At 40.6% G+C, this 21,376-nt stretch carries 22 protein-coding genes; 14 read left to right on the top strand and 8 right to left on the bottom strand.

Translation table 11 applies throughout. From position 1 onward, the window contains the following. Nucleotides 1-14 precede the first annotated feature (14 nt). The gene (carB, locus tag MB09_RS04075) at nt 15-2,867 is read right to left on the bottom strand and encodes a carbamoyl-phosphate synthase large subunit (RefSeq protein ID WP_045079601.1); all 2,853 of its coding nucleotides are present in this window, start codon (nt 2,865-2,867) and stop codon (nt 15-17) included. A gap of 100 nt (nt 2,868-2,967) precedes the next feature. Next, on the bottom strand, nt 2,968-3,129 hold the full coding sequence (gene rpmH / locus MB09_RS15700; RefSeq protein ID WP_068760675.1) for a 50S ribosomal protein L34: 162 nt from the start codon (nt 3,127-3,129) through the stop codon (nt 2,968-2,970). Nucleotides 3,130-3,374: 245 nt separating this feature from the next. Between rpmH and MB09_RS04080 the strand changes: the two genes are divergently transcribed. Together MB09_RS04080 and MB09_RS04085 are read left to right on the top strand one after the other, a co-directional pair. Continuing rightward, on the top strand, nt 3,375-3,941 hold the full coding sequence (locus MB09_RS04080; RefSeq protein WP_045079602.1) for a hypothetical protein: 567 nt from the start codon (nt 3,375-3,377) through the stop codon (nt 3,939-3,941). 85 nt (nt 3,942-4,026) lie between these two features. Next, nucleotides 4,027-4,758 (top strand): TlpA family protein disulfide reductase, encoded by a 732-nt coding sequence (locus tag MB09_RS04085; protein WP_240484805.1) that lies wholly within the window; start codon nt 4,027-4,029, stop codon nt 4,756-4,758. A 42-nt stretch (nt 4,759-4,800) separates the two neighbouring features. Here the strand turns inward: MB09_RS04085 and MB09_RS04090 are convergent, their stop codons facing one another. Further along, a complete protein-coding gene (locus tag MB09_RS04090) occupies nt 4,801-5,721 on the bottom strand; it encodes a lytic transglycosylase domain-containing protein (protein WP_045079603.1) in 921 nt (306 codons plus the stop codon). Between the two features lie 59 nt (nt 5,722-5,780). Continuing rightward, nucleotides 5,781-6,440, bottom strand: a complete 660-nt coding sequence (locus tag MB09_RS04095) for an alpha/beta fold hydrolase (RefSeq protein ID WP_045079604.1) — start codon at nt 6,438-6,440, stop codon at nt 5,781-5,783. A 251-nt stretch (nt 6,441-6,691) separates the two neighbouring features. Here MB09_RS04095 and MB09_RS04100 point away from each other — a divergent pair, with 251 nt between their 5' ends. Together MB09_RS04100 and MB09_RS04105 are read left to right on the top strand one after the other, a co-directional pair. Continuing rightward, the gene (locus tag MB09_RS04100) at nt 6,692-6,991 is read left to right on the top strand and encodes a GNAT family N-acetyltransferase (RefSeq protein ID WP_045079605.1); all 300 of its coding nucleotides are present in this window, start codon (nt 6,692-6,694) and stop codon (nt 6,989-6,991) included. Between the two features lie 80 nt (nt 6,992-7,071). Beyond that, nucleotides 7,072-7,692 (top strand): hypothetical protein, encoded by a 621-nt coding sequence (locus MB09_RS04105; protein WP_045079606.1) that lies wholly within the window; start codon nt 7,072-7,074, stop codon nt 7,690-7,692. On the opposite strand, the gene mtaB is transcribed toward MB09_RS04105, so the two are convergent. Beyond that, a complete protein-coding gene (mtaB, locus tag MB09_RS04110) occupies nt 7,689-9,026 on the bottom strand; it encodes a tRNA (N(6)-L-threonylcarbamoyladenosine(37)-C(2))-methylthiotransferase MtaB (protein ID WP_045079607.1) in 1,338 nt (445 codons plus the stop codon). The two genes, MB09_RS04105 and mtaB, sit on opposite strands and share 4 nt — an antisense overlap. Nucleotides 9,027-9,169: 143 nt before the next feature. On the opposite strand from mtaB, the gene MB09_RS04115 reads away from it, so the two are divergent. Both MB09_RS04115 and MB09_RS04120 read left to right on the top strand, forming a co-directional pair. After that, the gene (locus MB09_RS04115; RefSeq protein ID WP_045079608.1) at nt 9,170-10,789 is read left to right on the top strand and encodes an ABC transporter substrate-binding protein; all 1,620 of its coding nucleotides are present in this window, start codon (nt 9,170-9,172) and stop codon (nt 10,787-10,789) included. Between the two features lie 64 nt (nt 10,790-10,853). After that, on the top strand, nt 10,854-11,108 hold the full coding sequence (locus tag MB09_RS04120) for a hypothetical protein (RefSeq protein ID WP_045079609.1): 255 nt from the start codon (nt 10,854-10,856) through the stop codon (nt 11,106-11,108). Here MB09_RS04120 and MB09_RS04125 read toward each other — a convergent pair. Next, entirely contained in the window at nt 11,105-12,280 is a 1,176-nt protein-coding gene (locus tag MB09_RS04125; protein WP_045079610.1) for a GlmU family protein, read from the bottom strand. The two genes, MB09_RS04120 and MB09_RS04125, sit on opposite strands and share 4 nt — an antisense overlap. A gap of 182 nt (nt 12,281-12,462) precedes the next feature. Next, on the bottom strand, nt 12,463-12,744 hold the full coding sequence (locus tag MB09_RS04130) for a type B 50S ribosomal protein L31 (protein WP_045079611.1): 282 nt from the start codon (nt 12,742-12,744) through the stop codon (nt 12,463-12,465). 186 nt (nt 12,745-12,930) lie between these two features. Here MB09_RS04130 and MB09_RS04135 point away from each other — a divergent pair, with 186 nt between their 5' ends. The 7 genes from MB09_RS04135 to MB09_RS04165 all read left to right on the top strand — a co-directional run bounded on the left by MB09_RS04135 (nt 12,931) and on the right by MB09_RS04165 (nt 19,682). Beyond that, the gene (locus MB09_RS04135) at nt 12,931-13,473 is read left to right on the top strand and encodes a DUF4199 domain-containing protein (RefSeq protein ID WP_045079781.1); all 543 of its coding nucleotides are present in this window, start codon (nt 12,931-12,933) and stop codon (nt 13,471-13,473) included. Nucleotides 13,474-13,476: 3 nt separating this feature from the next. Then, complete coding sequence (locus MB09_RS04140) at nt 13,477-14,424, top strand: glycosyltransferase family 2 protein (RefSeq protein WP_045079612.1); 948 nt, start codon at nt 13,477-13,479, stop codon at nt 14,422-14,424. Nucleotides 14,425-14,534: 110 nt separating this feature from the next. Continuing rightward, nucleotides 14,535-16,250 (top strand): phospho-sugar mutase, encoded by a 1,716-nt coding sequence (locus tag MB09_RS04145; protein ID WP_045079613.1) that lies wholly within the window; start codon nt 14,535-14,537, stop codon nt 16,248-16,250. Further along, nucleotides 16,250-18,076 (top strand): ABC transporter ATP-binding protein, encoded by a 1,827-nt coding sequence (locus tag MB09_RS04150; protein WP_045079614.1) that lies wholly within the window; start codon nt 16,250-16,252, stop codon nt 18,074-18,076. The genes MB09_RS04145 and MB09_RS04150 overlap by 1 nt, the downstream gene beginning before the upstream one ends. Before the next feature lie 72 nt (nt 18,077-18,148). Next, nucleotides 18,149-18,700, top strand: coding sequence for an RNA polymerase sigma factor (locus MB09_RS04155; RefSeq protein WP_045079615.1), 552 nt, complete (start codon nt 18,149-18,151; stop codon nt 18,698-18,700). Between the two features lie 23 nt (nt 18,701-18,723). After that, on the top strand, nt 18,724-19,224 hold the full coding sequence (locus MB09_RS04160) for a hypothetical protein (RefSeq protein WP_045079616.1): 501 nt from the start codon (nt 18,724-18,726) through the stop codon (nt 19,222-19,224). After that, nucleotides 19,221-19,682: a hypothetical protein gene (locus MB09_RS04165; protein ID WP_045079617.1), complete on the top strand. Its 462-nt coding sequence runs from the start codon at nt 19,221-19,223 to the stop codon at nt 19,680-19,682. Before MB09_RS04160 ends, MB09_RS04165 begins: the two co-directional genes overlap by 4 nt. 46 nt (nt 19,683-19,728) lie before the next feature. Here MB09_RS04165 and MB09_RS04170 read toward each other — a convergent pair whose 3' ends face one another. Further along, complete coding sequence (locus MB09_RS04170; RefSeq protein ID WP_045079618.1) at nt 19,729-20,574, bottom strand: DUF2911 domain-containing protein; 846 nt, start codon at nt 20,572-20,574, stop codon at nt 19,729-19,731. Nucleotides 20,575-20,913: 339 nt separating this feature from the next. Here MB09_RS04170 and MB09_RS04175 point away from each other — a divergent pair, with 339 nt between their 5' ends. Continuing rightward, entirely contained in the window at nt 20,914-21,375 is a 462-nt protein-coding gene (locus tag MB09_RS04175) for an SRPBCC family protein (protein WP_045079619.1), read from the top strand. Nucleotide 21,376 lies beyond the last annotated feature (1 nt).

Consider the following 21,376-nt stretch of genomic DNA (forward strand, 5'->3'; position numbering starts at 1 on the left):
TAACACAAAATTTATTATTTGCTCAGGTACATCTTTCTTCTCGCGTAGAGGTCGTAAAATGCATCGTCCTTTAAACTATCAATAAAAAGAATACTTTCGCCCGTGCTCTTCATTTCGGGACCTAGCTGTTTGTTTACATTTGGAAATTTATTGAAACTAAACACTGGCTGTTTTATCGCAAATCCTTCCAACTTAGGATTGAAGTCGAAATCGGTAACCTTGTTGTGGCCCAGCATTACTTTTGTGGCGTAATTTACGTAAGGTTCTCCGTAGGCTTTCGCAATAAAAGGAACTGTTCGCGAGGCGCGTGGATTGGCCTCAATAATGTAAACTATATCGTCTTTTATGGCGAACTGAACATTTATGAGTCCAACTGTGTTGAGGGATTTGGCAATTTTCGTGGTATGGTCCTTTATTTGTTGCATTACAAATTCCCCTATGTTGAAAGGTGGCAAGGTTGCGTTTGAGTCTCCGGAATGGATTCCGCAGGGCTCAATATGTTCCATTATGCCAATAATATATACATTTTCACCATCGCAGATTGCATCTGCCTCGGCTTCAATGGCGCCGTCCAAATAATGGTCCAGCAATAATTTGTTATTCGGAATTTTTCGAAGTAAATCTACCACGTGCTCTTCCAATTCCTTTTTGTTGATCACGATTTTCATCCCTTGTCCACCCAAAACATAGGAAGGACGAATCAATAACGGAAAGTCAAGCTGGTCTGCAAGTGCAAGTGCTTCTTCAGTGGTTTCTGCCGTTCCAAATTCTGGGTAAGGAATGTTGTTTTCTTTTAAAAGTGTTGAGAAACTTCCTCGATCTTCGGCTAAATCCAGCGATTTATATGTGGTGCCGATAATATTGATACCGTAACGATCAAGTTTTTCGGCAAGCTTCAAGGCAGTTTGTCCCCCGAGCTGAACGATAACTCCCTCGGGCTTTTCGTGGCGGATAATATCGTATATGTGTTCCCAAAAAACCGGTTCAAAATATAATTTGTCCGCCACGTCAAAATCTGTTGAAACCGTTTCAGGATTACAGTTTATCATTATGGTTTCATAACCACATTCCGCCGCTGCAAGCACTCCGTGGACACAGCAATAATCAAACTCGATGCCCTGCCCTATCCTGTTGGGACCGGAACCGAGAACGATAATTTTTTTCTTTTCGGTTACTATGCTATCGTTTTCAGAATACGGCTTTTCGCCCTCAAGCTGCATTTCGTTCTCAAAGGTTGAATAGTAGTACGGTGTTTCCGCCTTAAATTCGGCAGCACAGGTGTCCACCAATTTATAAACGCGCTGGATGTTCATCTCCTCACGTTTTTTGTAAACTTGGCTCTCCAGACATTTCAGCATGTGCGCTATCTGACGATCGCCGTAGCCTTTTTGTTTTGCTTCCAACAATAATTCCCTAGGAAGGGTTTCCAAGGTATATTTTGAAATTTCCTTTTCCAATAGAAACAATTCTTCATATTGACGAAGGAACCACATATCAATCTTTGTTATTTCGTGAATCCTGCTGAGCGGAATGCCAATCTGGATTGCATCATAAATCACAAAAACACGGTCCCAGCTTGCGTTTTTCAGTTTGTCGAGAATTTGCTCGTAGTTGGTGTAACTTTTCCCGTCGGCACCAATTCCATTTCTTTTGATTTCCAAGGATTGGGTGGCCTTGTGAAGCGCTTCCTGAAAGGAACGGCCAATGCCCATCACTTCGCCAACAGATTTCATTTGAAGCCCCAAAGTACGGTCTGATCCTTCAAATTTGTCAAAATTCCAACGTGGGATTTTTACGATTACGTAATCCAAAGTAGGTTCAAACAACGCGGAAGTTGACTTTGTAATTTGATTTTTCAATTCATCCAAAGTATAACCAATGGCCAGCTTGGTAGCGATTTTGGCAATTGGATATCCCGTTGCCTTTGAAGCCAAAGCTGAAGATCGGGAAACCCGCGGATTGATTTCAATGGCAATTATTTCTTCCTCCTCATCGGGGCTTACCGCAAACTGAACGTTACAGCCTCCGGCAAAATCGCCAATACTGCGCATCATATGGATGGCCATATCGCGCATTCGCTGGAAAGTGCGGTCGTTTAGTGTCATTGCGGGGGCCACGGTTATGGAATCGCCCGTGTGGATGCCCATTGGGTCCATATTTTCAATGGTACAGATAATAACAACATTGTCATTTTTATCGCGGAGCAGCTCTAGTTCATATTCCTTCCACCCCATCATTGCCTTATCGATCATTACTTCGTGTATGGGTGAAATTTCCAAACCGTGCGATAGTAGCTCGTCAAAATCTTCTTCTCTATAAACGATGGAAGCACCTGCGCCCCCTAAGGTAAAGGATGCCCGGATAACCAATGGAAAGCCAAATTCCTGTGCGATTTCCTTTCCTTGTAGATAGGAGTTTGCCGTGGCCTGGGGTGCCATTTTCACCCCTATTTTTTCCATCAATTCCCTAAATTCTTCCCTATCTTCTGTAATATTTATTGCGTTGATATCAACACCTATCAACTTTACCCCAAAGTCTTTCCAAATTCCCTTTTCGTCTGCCTCAATACACAAGTTGAGCGCTGTTTGCCCGCCCATAGTGGGAAGCACCGCGTCAATCTGCGGATGTTCTTTCAAGATTTTAACAATCGATTTTGTGGTAAGCGGAAGCAGGTAAATATGATCGGCCATTGACGGATCCGTCATAATGGTTGCCGGGTTGCTGTTTATCAAAACGGTTTCTATTCCATCTTCGCGCAGTGAGCGCAGCGATTGTGAACCGGAATAGTCAAACTCACAAGCTTGACCAATAACAATAGGCCCAGAGCCAATGATAAGAACAGATTTAATGGAGGGATTTTTAGGCATTTTCGTTTCTTTTTCGGTGCCGCAAATTTACGGCGCATTAGGGTATAAAAAAAAGGTGTTGCTTAGTTAAACAACACCTTTTATATATAATTTATCAACATTACTTTTTGTGACGGGCTTCAGAAGATACAGATAGTCTCTTTCTGCCTTTCGCTCTGCGGGCAGCCAAAACCTTTCTTCCGTTTACAGAAGCCATACGCTCTCTAAAACCGTGTTTGTTTCTTCTTTTTCTTTTCGATGGCTGAAATGTTCTTTTGCTCATTATAGTATTCTTTAACTTCTGTAAATTCTTTGTTCGGTTGACCTTTACTCAAAGTCGGGTGCAAAAATACAACAAGTTTTCACTTAGACAAACCTTTTTTGAAAAATATATAGAATTTTTTTCGATTCAGAATCTCATCAAGTTTAAGGGCTACTTGGTGCAAAATAATTTAACCTGCAAGTTACAAAATCTTCATAAAAGTGTTTAGATTTTATACCTTTGCAGCCCATTGATAAAGACGATACATGTATAATAAAAATATAAAACTAGTTTTAGCTGCCTTGGTGCTCGGGGCTGCGGTGTGGCAATTTACCGAAACTAATATCGGCAACGGTATCATGCTAATTTTGCTTTCTTTGATTTTCGTTTTTTTGTATTTTAAGAATGAAATCATCCTGCTCGCCTTTCTCCGCCTGCGCAAACAAGATTTTCCCGGCGCCAAAAAATGGTTGGATAAAATTAAGGACCCCAGTGCGGCACTCGTTCCAAAACAAGAAGGTTATTACAATTATCTGAACGGCCTGATGGTTTCTCAGACCAATATGGTGGAAGCCGAAAAATATTTCAAGAAAGCCGAAAAATTGGGCTTGAATATGTCTGCGGATATGGCAATGACAAAGTTGAACCTTGCTGGAATTGCAATGACCAAAAACCGCAAACGCGAGGCAGAACAACTCATGGCAGAGGCTAAAAGTTTAGATAAGCACAATATGCTGGACGAACAGATAAAGATGATGAAGCAGCAGATGAAAAAGATGGGACAGCCCAGACAGCAGTTCGGTCGCAGTGGTCGCGGAGGAAGGAGATTCTAATTTTTTCCAAATACTATCTTTTGAATTCTGTCTTTAAACGAGATTAAAGACCCTGTCGTCGAATAACATCCTGTCAACCAAGTAAATGACCTATCTTTGGCCAAAGCTTTCGCTTATGGGTAGAAAACTACTTTATCTCTTCTTATTGCTTTCCTTTACAACGCAATCACAGATTGGGCAGGGAGATTATTTTTCTGAAGCCATTGGAAAAAACATAAGAAAATACACGAAAAATTCACAAAAGGCCTATGCCGAACACGATTTTGAACGTGCGGAGTTATTATTCGATTCGCTTATAAACAACGTCATTAACGGAAGCTATCTGGACAATTTTAAGGTACGCAAGCTTTCCGGCAGAAAAATCGAGCTGTATAAGTTTGAAAAGCCCATTTTTCTGATGACCTATGCCTCCTGGTGCACGCCGGGCGTTGGGGAGATTCCCGCCCTTAACGAGGTAGCCGAAAAATATTATAAGGATATTGAATTTGTAATTCTATTTTGGGACACAAAACAGAGCGTTCGAAAATCCTCACGTGAGTATTCAAACAAAATAAATATTGTTTATGTGGACGAAAAGGAAAACAAGAACGACCACATTGTTCAAATAATGAAGCACAGCCTCGGTTTCCCCACTTCTTTCTTTATTGATGAAAACAAGCGCATTGTAGATGTAAGGCGCGGTGTATTGCATCCGTACAATGAAAAATATGAAATTTCATTTGAACTCAACCATAATTCTTTCCTAAACGGAATTTCGCTTCTAAAAAATTTAGGAGAAGACGACAAAGAGCATTTGGCATCAAAACAAAACCCGTGAGAAACACTTCTCACGGGTCGTAATTTTCACTTAGACATCAATTTATTGATAATATCCCTTCTCGGGAATTTCAATAAAGTACTCCTTGCCAGAAGCATTTTTTAAATATGTATCCCGCAACCAAGGATTGTGAAGTTTTAAGATTTTGTAATTTATTCCGTAAGGTTTTACCCATTCCGACCAATCGTCCACCGGCGTATCCACTTTTACCGTGTAGGTTGGGATATTTGTGTACAAATCTTTTTCCCTAAAGTTGAAGCCGTATTTTTGGGGATTGTTCATTATCTCCTTTAAGGCCAGAATCCTAAAGACATATCTGCTGGTTTCTGTGTTTAGCAGTAAATCGTAATAGCTGGTTTCCTTTTGTCGGTTTATCTGCTTGTTCATTCCGCCCACACCGGCATTATAGGAAGCCGCTGCCATAGTCCAACTCCCAAATTTCTCTTTTGATTTTTTCAAATATTCGGCCGCTACCATGGTGGCCTTTTCCAAATTGTAGCGTTCGTCCACGTAATCGTTTATTTCAAGGCCGTATTCAAGCCCTGTTCCCTTCATAAAATGCCAAATGCCCGAAGCCCCGGCTGGCGAACTTTGGTACTCCAAGCCACTTTCGGCTACGGCAAGGTATTTGAAATCGTCTGGCAAGCCATATTTTTTCAGCAAAGGTTCAATCTGTGGAAAGTATTTGTTCGCCCTTTTAAAGAGCAGCAGTCCGTTGGATTGCCAATAGGTGTTCACCAACAATTCCCTATCCATCCGCTCGCGAATATCCGGATTGTGGAGCGGTACGGGCTCTCCTGCAAAATCCATTTTTTCTGGCAATGGCAAAGCATAAACATTATAGTCATTGACCAATTTTTTTTCAAAATTCTCATCTGTGGGCGCATCCTGAACCGCGTGGATGCTAAGGGCACTAGCTGTAATTATCAATATGCCCAACCCTATTTTACCTATCATTTTCATATCGTCTTATTTTTAATAAAGATACTTATTTCATCAATTCTTAAGTGGTAAAGAATACATTATTCTTCAAAAATATCCAAAAGCTTTTGTGAAATTTCTCTCCCTCTATTTAGAATCATAATGTGAGTTCCGCCTTTAATAACTTCACATTGGTCAATATATTTTATAGGAAAAACGACGTCTTTCTCACCATGAATGTGGATTACGTCCTGAAGTTTCTCTTTCTTACCCCAAGTTATCATCTTTTCGAGCGCCCAATCCAAATATTGCTTATCCCGAACGTGCAAGTATTCCTGATAAAGCGACAGGCGCTTTTTTGTTTTGGGACCGATGGAATATTTCGTCAAATCGTCGGCACTTAAAACCAGACCGGTGGGTATCAATTTGTAGGCCTTTGTTAAGCTGGCCAATTTCATCCTTCGCGGTAGCTCACTCTTGCTTTTTACACTTGAAATAATAATTAATTTTTTCACCTCCAGAAAATCATTCATTTCCTGTGCCACTACCCCACCGAACGAAACCCCAATAAGAATTGGATTCTTTTCCTGTATGCGCCTTGCCATTCTTTCGGCATAGGCTTTTAAGCTTTCATTTTTTTCGGGAATCAACCATTCCAAAATATGCACTCTATAATTTTCAGGAAACTTAATATTTCGGAAGATCTCTCCTCCCGCGGCCATCCCCGGTACGAAGTAAATATGTGTTTTTTCAGAATTCATAAGTCTTTTGTGAAGAAAATGGCAAAGCCCAAAGATTATTCGTAAATTTACGGGTACAAAGATAGAATTATATAACCGTTTCTTAACAACTGGAAAATTTCAGTCATAATTTGCTTTGAATACAAACCGAACACCGAAAAGTAGCGTATATAATAATAACTTTTTAAGGTACCGTATTCCGTATCTTGAAAGTGACCGTTCCATATCACTGCATTCTGAACACCCTTTTTTCAAAATAAAAATGACTCCCAATGATTGAAGATGTAGAAATTATCGACAACGAGTTTTTGAGACAGTTCGAACTCGAAATTGGCGACAACATGGCCCGCATAGAATATGCTTTGCAGGACCGAAAAATTTTTCTCACTAAGTACGAAATGCCCGAGGACCTGGAAGAACAAGGTTTTCGTGAAATCTTCATCAAAGCCGTTTTTGAGGAAGTAAAGAACCGTGGCATTAGCTTGGTGCCAACAAGCCCAGAAATTGCAGGGTTTATGCGAAAGAACCGTCGGAAATATAAAGATTTGCTTCCTGTGGGCATCAATATTTAGAATGAAGGTTTCTCCAAGGTTTCCGAAATCTTGCAGAAATAAATCCTTAATTCCCTTTTATCCACCAAAGGCCCCTTTAAATGAAATATCTATATAGGTTATTCATTCTTGCTTTCCTTTTTTCCCAACAAAGCTATGGGCAATTTTGGGAGAATAATTTTATTTATGCAAATGCGGGAATTTCAACCGGCAATTTTCTTGGGGTGGAAGCAGGTTTCAATTACATAAAGTATGAAAAATTATATTTCGGTCTAAATTATGCGAATCCTTCTGATGAAGCCAAAAACAAACCGGTAGATTATTCTGGAGGTCTGCTTGGTTCAGACGAAGTAAAAGATATCCACCACTCTTTTAAAGTTTCTTCGGGTTACGTGATAACCTTAAACCCGAAAAAGACCATTAGATTGAACCTGCGCGGAGGTATAGGAGTGCGCTGGTCTCGAATCGCTACAGACTTTCAACAGCACAGTACGGGAGCGGGCTGGTTTTCCAGCACTACTTATTCGTATGATCGAGAAAGCAAATATTCAGCAGAAATAACGGTATTTCCAGCGATTGAATTTCCATTGGCAAGAGGCTACGGCCTTTCCTTAGGGCCAACTCTGTCAGTGGCTGATGGTCGAACATTTGTTGGCTTAAGTTTAAATAATATTTTTGGAGTGGTAAGAGGAAAGACCAGTGCCAACCCACCTCCCAATTAAACCGGAATGGAGGCCTGAACTATAGGATCAAACCTCACCAAACCATCCTCGTCAATTTCTGTAAGCGTAATTTCCTGTAAGGTATTTACCAATTCCGGATTCCACGGCGCTTTCACTTTTACGTAATTTTCCGTGAAACCGTGGATATAGCCCTCTTTGTTTTCGCCTTCAAAAAGAACGGTACGGGTCGTGCCCAATTGACTTTCATAAAAAGCCCTTCTTTTTTTTGCTGAAAGACCGCGCAACATTTTACTGCGCTTGTTTCGCACCTTCATCGGCACTACCCCCTCCAATTCAGCGGCGGGCGTATTGTCCCTTTCGGAATAGGTGAAAACGTGCAAATAGGAAATATCCAACTCGTTCAAAAAATGATAGGTTTCCAAAAACCGCTCATCCGTTTCGCCCGGAAACCCAACGATAACATCAACGCCAATGCAGGCGTGCGGCATTACTTCCCGAATTTTTGCAACCCTTTCCACATAAAGTTCGCGCATATAGCGGCGGCGCATCAATTTTAAAATTTCATTGCTCCCACTTTGCAACGGAATGTGAAAATGCGGTACAAATGTTCGCGACTTTGCCACAAAATCAATGGTTTCGTTTTTCAGCAAATTGGGTTCTATGGAAGAAATGCGAAGCCGCTCTATACCTTCCACTTCATCCAAAGCTTTTACCAATTCCAGAAAAGTGTGCTCGTGTTTTTTGTTTCCGAACTCCCCTTTTCCGTAATCGCCAATGTTTACGCCTGTTAAAACAATTTCCTTTATCCCCTGCGCCGAAATATCGGCGGCGTTCTGCAGCACATTTTCCAATGTATCGCTTCGTGAAATACCGCGCGCCAAAGGAATGGTGCAATAGGTACATTTATAATCGCAGCCGTCCTGCACTTTAAGAAAAGCCCGTGTTCTATCGCCAATGGAATAGGAACCCACGTAAAAATCTGCCTCCTCTATTTCGCAGGAATGCACTTCCCCGAAATCATTTTTGGAAAGGTCATTTAGATAATCGGTTATTTTGAATTTTTCGGTCGCGCCCAAAACAAGGTCAACCCCATCCACATCCGCCAGTTCGTGCGGCTTTAATTGGGCATAGCAACCAACGGCAGCGACAAAGGCCTTTGGATTTGATTTTTGCGCCTGCTTTACAATGGTCTTAAAACGCTTGTCGGCATTTTCAGTTACGCTGCACGTGTTAATTACGTAGATATCAGCTTTTTCGGAAAAATCTACACGTTGAAAACCTTCTCCCTCAAAACTTCTTGCAATGGTTGAAGTTTCGCTGAAGTTGAGTTTGCAGCCGAGGGTGTAAAAGGCGACTTTTTTTGAAGAATGCATTGTTGTATTTTTGGCAATTGCGATTGCAAAAGTACAAACTAAAAACCACGAATACACGAATTATTTGTTTTGAGATTTTACTATTCTAAACCTTAAAGAGCGAATAAACCTATATATTCGTGCATTCGTGGTAAATTTTTTAAATGATTAAAATTCTATCAATTTTCACCGTACTCCTCACGCTCCTATCCTGCATCAAAAAGGCAGAATCAGACCGCGACCACCTCGTCTTCCGCTATAACGAACACGGAAACATCCCGACATTAGACCCCGCATTTGCCCGAAATCCCCAGGCCATTTGGCCAGATAACCAACTTTATAACGGCTTGGTGCAATTGGATGATTCGTTGAATATTAAGCCGGATATCGCCCAAAGCTGGGTCATTGACGATTCCACAAACACTTACACTTTTTCCCTGCGGAATGATGTATATTTCCATCAAAACGTGGCTTTTGCCAAAATGAACCCGGACGTTCTGCCCCGCTACACGCGAAAAGTAATAGCATCAGATTTTGTATACAGTTTTGACCGTTTGACGGATGAAAAAGTGGCCTCCTCCGGCAGTTGGGTGATGAATTATGTTGAAAAATATTGGGCCGAAGACGACCATACTTTTGCAATCAGATTGAAGCAGCCCTTTCCCGCATTTTTGGGCTTGCTCTCGATGCGCTACTGTTCGGTGGTGCCGAGGGAAGCAGTGGAATTTTACGGCAATGAATTCCGAAGTAATCCTGTGGGCACGGGACCTTTTCAGTTTAAAATGTGGGAGGAAAACGTAGAGCTGGTTTTCAGAAAAAATCCGCTGTATTTCGAAAGGGATGAAAACGGAGAAAGGCTTCCCTATTTAGAGGCCGTGGCAATAACATTTTTACCCGATAAGCAAAGTGAATTTTTGCAGTTTGCCCAGGGCAAGCTCGATTTTATCTCGGGTTTGGACGGCAGCTACAAAGACGAGCTTTTAACCACGCACGGAAAGCTGCAACCAAAGTACAAAAACTTGGCTTATATGATTACGGGACCGTATTTAAATACGGAATACCTTGGTTTTTTCCTCGGTACAAATACGCCCGAAATAAAAAGCAAGACCTTGCGAAAGGCCATCAATTACGGTTTCGACCGCCAAAAGATGGTAACCTATCTTCGCAACGGCATGGGCATTCCGGCCATTCACGGTTTTATTCCGAAAGGCTTGCCCGGCTATGCTGAAATTGACGGTTACACCTATCAGCCTGAAAAAGCCAAGGAATTGCTTGCACAATATAAAACCGAAACCGGCGACACAAAACCCGAAATTACCATAGGCACCAACAGCCAGTATTTGGATTTATGTGAATATGTACAGCGCGAACTCGAAAAACTCGGGATTGCCGTGACCATAGACGTAATGCCGCCTTCCACGCTTCGACAGATGAAAAGCAGCGGCGAGCTGGATATTTTTCGCGCCAGCTGGATTGCCGATTATCCTGATGCTGAAAACTATCTATCGCTGTTTTACAGTCCCAACTTCGCTCCCAACGGCCCCAATTATATGCACTTCCGCAATGCTACTTTTGACAGTATTTATGAAAAGGCGCTTACAATTTCAAAAATTGAAGAACGGAAAATCCTCTATACGAAAATGGATTCCATTATTGTTGAAGAAGCCCCGGTAGTGCCATTATTTTATGACATGGCGGTTCGGTTTGTGAATAAAAAAGTGTCGGGTTTGGGAATTAATCCACAGAATTTTTTGGTTTTGAAACACGTGAAAAAGTCGGAATAATTTGTAAATTACAGTTTAAACTTCAAAAAAGTAAAGAACGGGATTTGGAGGTTCTGCTCTGGCAATGGCACAAACGCTTCGCAATAATGCAAAGCAACTTGTAAAACGTGATAAATACTTTGAAAAGGACACTACACCTTTAAATAGTAGCTATGGAAAAATCATCGATTACAAAAAAATGTCCCCCGAACAATTTGAGGCATTCAAACAAAAACTGCGTCAAAAAGAAATAGAGCGACAAAAACGGCTAACTATTGTCTTTGGAAGCGTTATGATAGTGATTGTTGCAGCCCTGATTTATCTTTTATTTTTTTATTAAGCTTTCCGCCATTTGGCCGTTTCCTCAAAAACATGTTCCAAAATCTTGGCGTCCATTTCTGAAAACTCGATGTTTCTTCGGCCCATCACTACTTTTGCCACTTCAAAAGCCTTGTCGGTTTTATAAGTGGTAAAACCACCGCTTCCGCCCCAACTGAAACTGGGAACAAAATTCCGCGGGAAACCGCTTCCGAAGATATTGGCACTCACGCCCACAACCGTTCCGGTATTGAACATGGTGTTGATGCCGCATTTGCTGTGGTCGCCCATCATCAGCCCGCAGAACTGTAATCCGGTTCTTGCAAAACCTTCGGTTTCATAATCCCAGAGCCGCACTTCGGCGTAGTTGTTTTTTAGGTTGGAATTGTTGGTATCTGCCCCCAAATTGCACCATTCGCCCACAACGGAATTTCCCAAAAACCCGTCGTGGCCTTTGTTTGAATATCCAAAAATCACCGAATTGTTCACCTCTCCCCCAACCTTGCTGTGCGGGCCAACGGTGGTATTTGTATAAATCTTGGCACCCATTTTTAAGGTGGAATGTTCGCAAAGCGCAAACGGCCCGCGCACGAATGCGCCTTCCATAATTTCGGCATCTTTACCTATATATATGGGTCCTTCGGAAGCGTTTAAAGTGCAAAATTCAATTTTCGCGCCTTCTTCTATAAAAATATTTTGAGGGCTTTTTGTCCAAACTCCTTCGGGAATAGGCTGCGATTTTCTACCCCGGGTGAGCATTTCAAAATCGCGTTTTATCGCCTCGCCATTTTTTGAGAAAATATCCCAGGTGTGCTCTATTCTCAACACATCGTTGTGGGCATATTGGATTATATCGAAAGTTTCAAAATCTACTTCCTGTCCTTCGGTCGTAAAAAAAGCTATTGGTTCCTCATCAAAAAAGACCGCCTGGTTTTCCTCCAATCCTTTAATAATATTCGCTAAATTTTCCGAAGGAAGGAAAGACGCATTTATCAAAATATTCTTCTCAAGCTCCAAAAAAGGATATTTTTCTGAAAGATAGTCTTCGGTAACGGTCGTTGTGGTAAAGCCCAACAAGTGTTCCCACTTTTCGCGAATAGTCAAGATACCCACACGAATATCGGCGACGGGGCGTGTAAAAGTGAATGGTAAAAGCTGGTTGCGGACGCTGCCGTCGAAGAGGATGTAATTCATTTTGATTTACGATTTTAGATATTTGATTTACGATTTCCTAAAAATCGTAGCTATAAAAATACAAATTCAATATTACTCAAAAATCTACAATCAACAATCGTCTCCCGATAACTATCGGGACTAAAATCAAAAAGCCCCCGATTTCTCGAAGGCTTTTCTATGTTTTACTAAAAAAGTGAAGACTATTCTTCAGTTTTAGCTTCTTTAGCCGCAGGTTTTTTAAATTTGTCGTATTTGTTTTTGAATTTGTCAATACGTCCCGCAGTATCGATAAGTTTTGCTTTTCCGGTATAGAAAGGATGCGAAGAACGTGAAATCTCCATCTTCACCAAAGGATATTCAACACCATCAACCTCGATAGTCTCCTTTGTATCTGCAGTTGATTTAGTAAGGAAAACGTCTTCATTACTCATATCCTTAAAAGCAACTATTCTATAATTTTCTGGGTGGATACCTTTTTTCATCTCTGTAATATTATAATTTAAAATACGCTCTTCCGACCTTTCGGAATTGAGTTTGCAAATTTAAGTATTAATTGGAAATTAGCAACAAAATTTTCCACTTTTTTAATTCGTTACTAAATCGCCCGCAAATGTAACGTTTTGCTATCTTTGTTTACTAACCAACCGAACTTAAAAAACAACGTTAAAATGGAAAACCAACCTATTTCAATTAAAAAATCGGCGGTCAACTACGGCCTTATTTTAGGTGCAGTACTTGCGCTTATGACTACCCTAATGTATGTTTTAAATCCAGACCTTTTCACAAAATGGTGGGTGGGAATTATTAGTTTCATTATAATTATCGCCTTGGGGATTGTATCCGTTGCAAAAGCAAAGGGTTTGCTCGGTGGAATAATGAATTTTAAACAAGCGTTTACCGTCTATTTTATAACCGTCGCCATTGGATTGTTGATCAGCACATTGGTTGGAATTTTAATTTTCAACATCATCGATCCAGATTTAGCAGCTTTTTTACAGGAAAAAACTCTGGAAATGACTGCTGAATTCTTACAAAAACTAGGCACTCCTCAAGCTGAAATAGACAAGCAAATGGCAAAAATGGCCGAACAGGATAACTTTGCAATTGGCACGCAACTGAAAAATTACGTATTCAGTCTTGCTTTTATGAGTGTTATTGGGTTACTTGTTGCACTTATTTTCAAGACAAAAAATCCAAATCCGTTAAACTAATTGATGAATATTTCCATCGTCATACCCCTTCTCAACGAAGAAGAATCGCTAAATGAATTATACCGTTGGATTGCAGAAGTTATGCAATCCAATGGTTTTTTATACGAGCTCATTTTTATTGACGATGGCAGTACAGACGGTTCCTGGAAAATTATTGAAAAATTATCCCACGAAAATTCTGAGGTAAAAGGAATCCGTTTTCAGAAGAATTACGGGAAATCGCAAGCGCTGCACGCGGGTTTTGCAATGGCGAAAGGCGATGTGACTATTACGATGGATGCCGATCTACAGGACAATCCCGAAGAAATTCCCGAACTCTACAAAATGATTACCGAAGAAGGTTTCGACCTTGTTTCGGGCTGGAAAAAGAAACGATACGATTCTGTTTTGAGCAAAAACCTGCCTTCAAAACTGTTCAATTATGCTGCACGGAAAACTTCTGGCGTAAAATTGCACGACTTTAATTGTGGGCTGAAAGCCTATAAAAAGGATGTGGTAAAAACCATTGAGGTCACTGGCGAAATGCACCGCTATATTCCGGTGCTTGCCAAAAATGCTGGCTTCAGCAGAATTTCAGAAAAACCTGTTTTGCACCAGGCCCGAAAATACGGAACCACAAAATTTGGCGCCGAACGTTTTATCCGCGGGTTTTTAGACTTGATTACCATTTGGTTTTTGTCACGTTTTGGAAAAAGACCGATGCACCTATTTGGCGCTTGGGGCGCATTTATGCTTTTTGTGGGCTTTTCCTTCGCACTGTTTTTGGGAATCGACAAGCTATTCATCAATCCTTCGGCAAGACTTATTACGGACAGACCTGAATTTTTTATTGCCCTAATAGCAATGGTTCTGGGATCGCAGCTTTTTCTTGCTGGGTTTTTGGGTGAATTGATCCTTCGAAGCAAAAAAGATTCACGAAACTATATCATTAAAGAAACTGTCAATCAGTAATTGGGGTTTCGGAATCCAAAACATTAGCACTCTTAACAACTCAAACATTAAATCTGGAATCTTGAATTCTCCTTTATTTTATTGCTATTTTTGCACTTTAATTGAAACGAATGATTTACGTAGATCCGAAAATTTTAGACCGCGTTAACCAGTGGCTCACCCCTTTTTTTGACGAAAAAACCCAGCACGAAATTAAGGAAATGATCGCTTACGATCCGGAGGGATTGGAAGACAGTTTTTATAAAAATCTGGAATTCGGTACCGGTGGAATGCGAGGCATCATGGGGCTTGGCGACAACCGAATCAATAAATATACTTTAGGAAAAAACACCCAAGGGCTTTCAAATTATTTAAAGAAACAATTTCCAAACCAAGAAATAAAGGTAGCCATAGCTTACGATTGCCGCCACAACAGCAAGGAATTTGCGAAAGTGGTAGCCGATGTTTTTTCGGCAAACGGAATAAATGTTTTCCTTTTTTCAGAATTAAGGCCTACTCCAGAGCTGTCTTTTGCTGTCAAACACTTAGACTGTCAAGCAGGAATTGTTTTAACAGCTTCGCACAATCCGCCGGAATACAACGGTTATAAAGTGTATTGGGAAGATGGCGGACAACTGGTGCCGCCTCAGGATGGCGAGATTATTGCGGAAATAAATTCGCTGAATTACGAAGACATAAAGTTTGAAGCGAACGAAAATTTAATCCAATTTATAGATTCCGAAGTTGACGAAGCATTCGCAAAAGCTTCAGTTGAAAACGGAACTTTTAATACGCCGGAAGAAGCAAAAGAGAAGTTGAAAATTGTATTCACTTCGCTTCACGGCACTTCAATTACCATGATTCCAAAGGTTTTGGAACAGGCTGGCTATAAAAATGTTTCCATTGTTGAAGAACAGGCAGAACCGAACGGCGATTTCCCAACGGTAAAATCGCCCAATCCCGAAGAACCAGCGGCCTTAAAAATGGCCTTGGAACTCGCCGAAAAAGAAAATGCAGACATCGTAATTGGCACCGATCCTGACTGTGACCGATTGGGCGTTGCCGTGCGAAATGATAACGATGAAATGGTTTTGCTAAACGGAAACGAAACGATGGTTTTGATGACGCACTTTTTATTGGAACAATGGAAAAAAGCTGGAAAGTTGAACGGAAAGCAATTTGTGGCCTCCACCATAGTTTCAACCCCAATGGTTGAAAAGGTTGCGGTTCATTTCAACGTAAAATATCTGGAAGGGCTTACGGGTTTTAAGTGGATTGCCAAAATGATAAAAGACCATCCCGAACTTGAGTTTATTGGCGGTGGCGAGGAAAGTTTCGGCTATTTGGTGGGCGATTTTGTACGCGATAAGGATGCCGTAACCGCTACCCTACTGGCCTGCGAGATTGCCGCACAGAAAAAAAATGCTGGCAGCAACATGTTCCAATATTTAAACGAAGTTTACAATGAATACGGAAGCTACCGAGAGCATTTGATTTCAATAACGAAAAAAGGAAAACAGGGCGCTGCCGAAATCTCGGCGATGATGAAAAAGCTGCGCGAAAATCCGTTTAAGGAAATTGCGGGCAGCAAAGTAATTCGGATGGATGATGTTTTAAAAGGTGAAACCACAGATTTCACAAATCAAAAAACCTTGGCATTAAACCTACCAAAAAGCAACGTTTTAATCTATTATACCGAAGACGGCAGCAAAATTGCAGCGCGACCCAGCGGCACCGAACCGAAAATAAAGTTCTACATTAGCGTGAACACTTCCGAAAAGGATAAATTTGAAGCGGTACTTCAGAAAAAAATTGACGCTATCGCCGCACAACTAAACGTGAGTTAATGAATTATTTCAGAAAAATACTGCGCTATGTTATTCCGTATAAAAAGTATGCGTATTTAAATATCTTTTTTAATGTGCTCTACGCACTATTCAGCACCCTATCTTTTTTGGCGCTAATACCGGTGTTGCAGGTTATTTTTAGCGATCAGCGTGAAGTTGGTCAAGAGCCGGTTTACAATGGCATCACAAAATTAACCACTTACATTCAAGATTCGCTTAACTATCATTTGGTGAAATACATCAATGAATACGGCGATTTTAAGGTGTTGCTTTTTATGATAGGATTGATAGTTACGATCTTTCTACTTAAAAACTTGAGCAATTATCTCGCAATGTATTATTCCACTTTTTTGCGGAATGGCGTGCTAAGAGACCTTCGAAACGATCTGTACAGCAAAGTAATTCAATTTCCGTTAGCCTTTTATTCTGAAAAAAGAAAGGGAGACACCATTTCTCGCTTAAGTGGCGATGTGGACGAGGTGAAAAACTCGGTTCTTTCCGTTTTGGAAATGATTGTTCGCGAGCCATTGACAATCCTTTTTTCATTGGCAACTATGCTATTTATTAGTCCCAAATTAACACTTTTCGTGTTTCTATTTTTGCCGATTTCAGGTTTTTTGATATCGAAAGTTGGAAAGTCGTTGAAAAGAGGTTCGTTAAAAGTACAGCAAGAGCAGGGTGTTTTCCTTTCAATTCTAGAAGAAACTATGGGTGGACTGCGCATAATAAAAGCTTTTCACGCTGAAAACTTATTTCAGAAAAAATTTGAAGATAGCAACCAAAGGTTTTACAGACATTCAAATAAGGTAATGAACCGGCAGAACCTCGCTTCGCCTTTAAGCGAGTTATTGGGAATTATAACCATTGGAATCCTCTTAATTTATGGGGGCTATTTGGTGTTTGTTGACAGAACGTTGGACGCTAGTTTCTTTCTTGGCTACATAATGTTGGCGTACAATATTTTAACACCCGCTAAGGCCATTGCTAAAGCAAGTTATTCTGTTAAACGTGCCGACGGTTCTGCCCAGCGTATTTTAGAATTGCTGGAAGCCGAAAACACAATTACCGATATTGAAAACCCAATACAAAAGGAAGGTTTTGACGGACTTATTTCAATCAAAAATATTTCGTTTAAATATGAGGATCAGTACGTTTTAAAGGACTTTTCACTTGAAATTCCAAAAGGGAAAACCGTTGCCCTCGTGGGCCAATCCGGTAGCGGGAAAAGTACGATTGCAAACCTATTGACACGTTTTTACGACGTAAACCAAGGCACTATCGAGATTGACGGGGTGGATATAAAAAATATTTCGAAGCAATCGCTGCGGGGCCTAATGGGGATTGTTTCGCAGGATTCCATTCTTTTTAACGATACGGTGGCGAATAATTTAAAGCTTGGAAAACCACTCGCAACCGATGAAGAATTAAAAGAAGCCGCGGAAATAAGCAACTCTTTTGAATTTATAAAAGACCTTCCCGAAGGTTTTGAGACCAACATTGGCGACAGCGGTAACAAACTGAGCGGCGGCCAAAAGCAGCGGTTGAGCATTGCCCGAGCGGTTTTGAAAAACCCGCCGATTATGATTTTGGACGAGGCAACTTCGGCATTGGACACCGAGAGCGAGCGTTTGGTGCAGGATGCCTTGGAAAAAATGATGAGAAACCGAACTTCCATCGTTATTGCCCACAGGCTCTCTACCATTCAAAATGCCGATAATATCGTGGTACTCTCCAAAGGAAAAATCGTTGAACAGGGCAAACATCAAGAACTTTTGGAAAAAAAAGGCGTGTATTACAGTTTGGTGGAAATGCAGTCGTTGGCGTAACGGATATTAAAAATTCCGTACCAAATTAAACCTTTCCGAAATATTTCCGTCATATAACCGATTGCGCAAACAATGGTTGAAGAACAAGAACTGGTAACCGCATTACAGACCGAAGGAGCCAAAGAAGCCGCCTTTCGGGAATTGGTGGCGCATTACAAGGAACGTCTCTATTGGCAAATCAGGAATATGGTTTTGGACCACGATGATGCCGATGATGTGCTTCAAAACACCTTTATAAAAATTTTTAGAAATATCAATTCGTTTAAGGGTGAAAGCAAATTGCACACGTGGATGTATCGCATCGCCGCCAATGAGTCCATCACATTTCTCAATAAAAAGGCGAAACGCAACAATGTGTCGATTGACAATGTAAAGAGCAATGCGGTGCGCAAATTGGAAACCGACGTATATTTTGAAGGCGACCAACTGCAACTGCAATTTCAAAAGGCCATCGCAACGCTGCCCGAGAGACAACGATTGATTTTTACAATGAAATATTTTGAGGACCACACCTTTGAGGAACTTTCAGAAATACTCGAAACCTCGGTGGGCGGACTGAAAAGCAGCTATCACATAGCCGTGAAAAAAATCACGGAATTTATAAAAACAGATGAAACCTTATAATTTAACGGTATTCAAGATTTAAAGTGAAAAGAGAAAAAAATATACCCAATTTTAGCATACCCGAAGGTTATTTCGAAACTTTTGAGGAGCGACTTTTCAGCAAAATGGCGGAAGAGAATTTCCCGAAAACCGCTGGCTTTAAAACGCCGGAAGATTATTTTGAAAAATTGGAAACACGAGTTTTAAAAGAAGTTTCAGCTTTAGAAAACCCCAATAAAGTTATCCCGCTCTTTCCGCGGAAATATTTTGGCTATGCCGCTGCCATTGCCGCTTCATTGGTAATTGGCTTTTCACTTTTCAATACCACGAGCAATACTTCGAGTCTTGATTCGCTTCAACTGGCTGCTATTGATACCTATATTGAAGAGGGCAATTTAAATATGGACCTTTACGATCTTACTTCCTATATAGAAGATGAAGACGTTCCCAATATAGATTTGGATGCGAAGTATTTTAGCGACAGTTCGCTAAAAGAATATCTTTTGGAAAATATAGATACCGAAACCTTAATTAATGAGCAATGAATAGATTATTTATGATACTTTTCCTTTTGGCTGCAACCCTGCAGGCGCAGGACGGAAAACACGAAAAAATAAAGGCTTGGAAAACAGCCTACATTACCGAAAAACTCTCGCTCACATCTTCAGAGGCGGAAAAATTCTGGCCCATATACAACAACTTCGATGAAAAATTTCACGAGTTGCGAAAAAAGGAGCGCACCGAGATTTTCCACAAGCTCCGCAATGGTCTTGAAAATCTTTCCGATGCCGAGGCCAATGAATTGATTGACAAAAACCTATCCATTGAAACCAGTGAATTGGAACTGCGGAAACAGTTGACGGCAGAATTGCGAAAGGTGCTTTCGCCAAAAAAGATAATCACCCTTAAAAAAGCGGAAAATGATTTTAAGAGAGAGCTTTTAGATCGCTACAGGCACGGCAAAGGGGAAAAAGGTGAAAAGGGCCCGAAAGGTCCTAAATAAAAAAAGTCCCGAAATTTTCGGGACTTTTTTAGATGGGTCTATCAATCTACATTGCGCCCCATTCCTTTAAAGATTTTTGGTTTAATGCCACATAATCCTTGTTTCCAGCATCTTCAGCTAGTTCCAAAGATTTTTTAGCTGCTTCTATTGCTCCTTTTTTATCACCCGCTTTCGCATAAATAAGCGATTTTTGACGCAATTGCCAGAATTTTGGATCTTTGTTCATTTCAATTGATTTATCGATCCAAGTTTTAGCCTGGTTGATATCCTTGCCAGCTTCCAAATAATAAACTGCAGCTGCGTAATAATCGTTTGCTGAAGGGCCATTCATTACCCTTTGAATGCTTGCAGTAACAGTTTTATCCGTATTGAATTTAATCGGCACGCCAACATATGTTTTTTCCCAAAGCATTCCCAATAAAGCTGAATCGTTTTTCAACTCGTCAAAACTCATCGTGAAAGTTTCAATATTCATAGGCATTGGATAGGCCTGAACAGATACCTGGGCGGCAACTTTGCTATCTTCCCATTTTTCAGGATTTCCCCAATTGTCGGTTTCATCATAAAAATAAACGTCCCAGCTTGAGGCTCCTGGTTTAGTATAAATTGCGTACGATCCTGCCTTAAGGGTTTTGCCTCCTATTTCAACATCGTTGCTAAAAGTGATTTTTGTGTTGGCATTTGCGCCCGTGCGCCACATTGCGTTATAAGGTACCAACTCTCCAAAAATGGTTCTACCTTTCATGGAAGGTCTGGAATATTCTAAGGTAACATCGGTCAGTCCCACCTTTTGTTCAATTTTTTGGAAGGGGCTGGGCTGTGGAGTTTCAATTTGTGCCTGTACGCCAAATGTTAACATAAAAGCAGAAAAAAGTAAAATAATCTTTTTCATTGTAATGGTTTTAAGGTGATTATAATTTTCACGAAGTTACTGTTTGGAAATTTTTTAATCGTTAAGGAAAACCTAAAATCTAAAGTATTTACAACAAAAGAAAATGGCGCAATCCACGATTATAGTTTAAATGCGGTAGAATAGTTAATATTTAGTTTAAACTTTTTTTGATATAGTAAAACAAAGTATTTTTAAGCAAAAATTAAAAAATCATGTTGAAGTTAGTTAAAAGAATATTTAGGATACGCTTCCGCAACAGTGCGATAGAGACCAATACCTACAGGCTCTTGCGCATGAATCGGAAACTTTCGTTCAAACAAGGCAAATAATAGGCGGTAGATGAAGATTTATACGCTACATGCCATACAGAACCTGCCCATATCCCGGGAACAGGCATGGCAGTTTTTATCTGATCCTAAAAATTTGAAAGTTATAACGCCAGATTATATGGGGTTCAACATTCAATCCGGTGCTGATAGGACCATGTACGCTGGGCAAATAATAGAATATATAGTCACTCCCATTTTAGGAATAAAAAACCGCTGGGTAACAGAGATAACCCACGTGGTAGACCAAGAATATTTCGTGGATGAACAACGCTTTGGGCCGTACACCCTGTGGCACCACAAACATTTTATAAAAGAAATTGAAGGCGGTGTGGAAATGGAAGACTTGCTTCATTATAAATTACCATTCGGGTATTTAGGCCAACTAGTGCACCCTTTTTTGGTAAAACCGAAACTGGACGAAATTTTTGAATATCGAAAGAACAAATTGGTGGAGCTTTTCGGCTCTATGTAAT

This window comes from Aequorivita vladivostokensis, assembly GCF_000952855.1.
GTDB classification, from domain to species: domain Bacteria; phylum Bacteroidota; class Bacteroidia; order Flavobacteriales; family Flavobacteriaceae; genus Aequorivita; species Aequorivita vladivostokensis.

Excerpts from the sequence above, each read along its gene's own strand:
- MB09_RS04175 (WP_045079619.1), top strand. The coding sequence starts at position 20,914 with ATGAAGATTTATACGCTACATGCCATACAGAACCTGCCCATATCCCGG.
- MB09_RS04090 (WP_045079603.1), bottom strand. The coding sequence starts at position 5,721 with ATGAAAATGATAGGTAAAATAGGGTTGGGCATATTGATAATTACAGCT.
- MB09_RS04125 (WP_045079610.1), bottom strand. The coding sequence starts at position 12,280 with ATGAATTACATCCTCTTCGACGGCAGCGTCCGCAACCAGCTTTTACCA.
- MB09_RS04130 (WP_045079611.1), bottom strand. The coding sequence starts at position 12,744 with ATGAAAAAAGGTATCCACCCAGAAAATTATAGAATAGTTGCTTTTAAG.
- mtaB (WP_045079607.1), bottom strand. The coding sequence starts at position 9,026 with ATGCATTCTTCAAAAAAAGTCGCCTTTTACACCCTCGGCTGCAAACTC.
- MB09_RS04170 (WP_045079618.1), bottom strand. The coding sequence starts at position 20,574 with ATGAAAAAGATTATTTTACTTTTTTCTGCTTTTATGTTAACATTTGGC.
- MB09_RS04135 (WP_045079781.1), top strand. The coding sequence starts at position 12,931 with ATGGAAAACCAACCTATTTCAATTAAAAAATCGGCGGTCAACTACGGC.
- MB09_RS04105 (WP_045079606.1), top strand. The coding sequence starts at position 7,072 with ATGAAATATCTATATAGGTTATTCATTCTTGCTTTCCTTTTTTCCCAA.
- MB09_RS04155 (WP_045079615.1), top strand. The coding sequence starts at position 18,149 with ATGGTTGAAGAACAAGAACTGGTAACCGCATTACAGACCGAAGGAGCC.
- carB (WP_045079601.1), bottom strand. The coding sequence starts at position 2,867 with ATGCCTAAAAATCCCTCCATTAAATCTGTTCTTATCATTGGCTCTGGG.
- MB09_RS04085 (WP_240484805.1), top strand. The coding sequence starts at position 4,027 with ATGACCTATCTTTGGCCAAAGCTTTCGCTTATGGGTAGAAAACTACTT.
- rpmH (WP_068760675.1), bottom strand. The coding sequence starts at position 3,129 with ATGAGCAAAAGAACATTTCAGCCATCGAAAAGAAAAAGAAGAAACAAA.
- MB09_RS04115 (WP_045079608.1), top strand. The coding sequence starts at position 9,170 with ATGATTAAAATTCTATCAATTTTCACCGTACTCCTCACGCTCCTATCC.
- MB09_RS04100 (WP_045079605.1), top strand. The coding sequence starts at position 6,692 with ATGATTGAAGATGTAGAAATTATCGACAACGAGTTTTTGAGACAGTTC.
- MB09_RS04150 (WP_045079614.1), top strand. The coding sequence starts at position 16,250 with ATGAATTATTTCAGAAAAATACTGCGCTATGTTATTCCGTATAAAAAG.
- MB09_RS04120 (WP_045079609.1), top strand. The coding sequence starts at position 10,854 with ATGGCACAAACGCTTCGCAATAATGCAAAGCAACTTGTAAAACGTGAT.
- MB09_RS04140 (WP_045079612.1), top strand. The coding sequence starts at position 13,477 with ATGAATATTTCCATCGTCATACCCCTTCTCAACGAAGAAGAATCGCTA.
- MB09_RS04145 (WP_045079613.1), top strand. The coding sequence starts at position 14,535 with ATGATTTACGTAGATCCGAAAATTTTAGACCGCGTTAACCAGTGGCTC.
- MB09_RS04165 (WP_045079617.1), top strand. The coding sequence starts at position 19,221 with ATGAATAGATTATTTATGATACTTTTCCTTTTGGCTGCAACCCTGCAG.
- MB09_RS04095 (WP_045079604.1), bottom strand. The coding sequence starts at position 6,440 with ATGAATTCTGAAAAAACACATATTTACTTCGTACCGGGGATGGCCGCG.
- MB09_RS04080 (WP_045079602.1), top strand. The coding sequence starts at position 3,375 with ATGTATAATAAAAATATAAAACTAGTTTTAGCTGCCTTGGTGCTCGGG.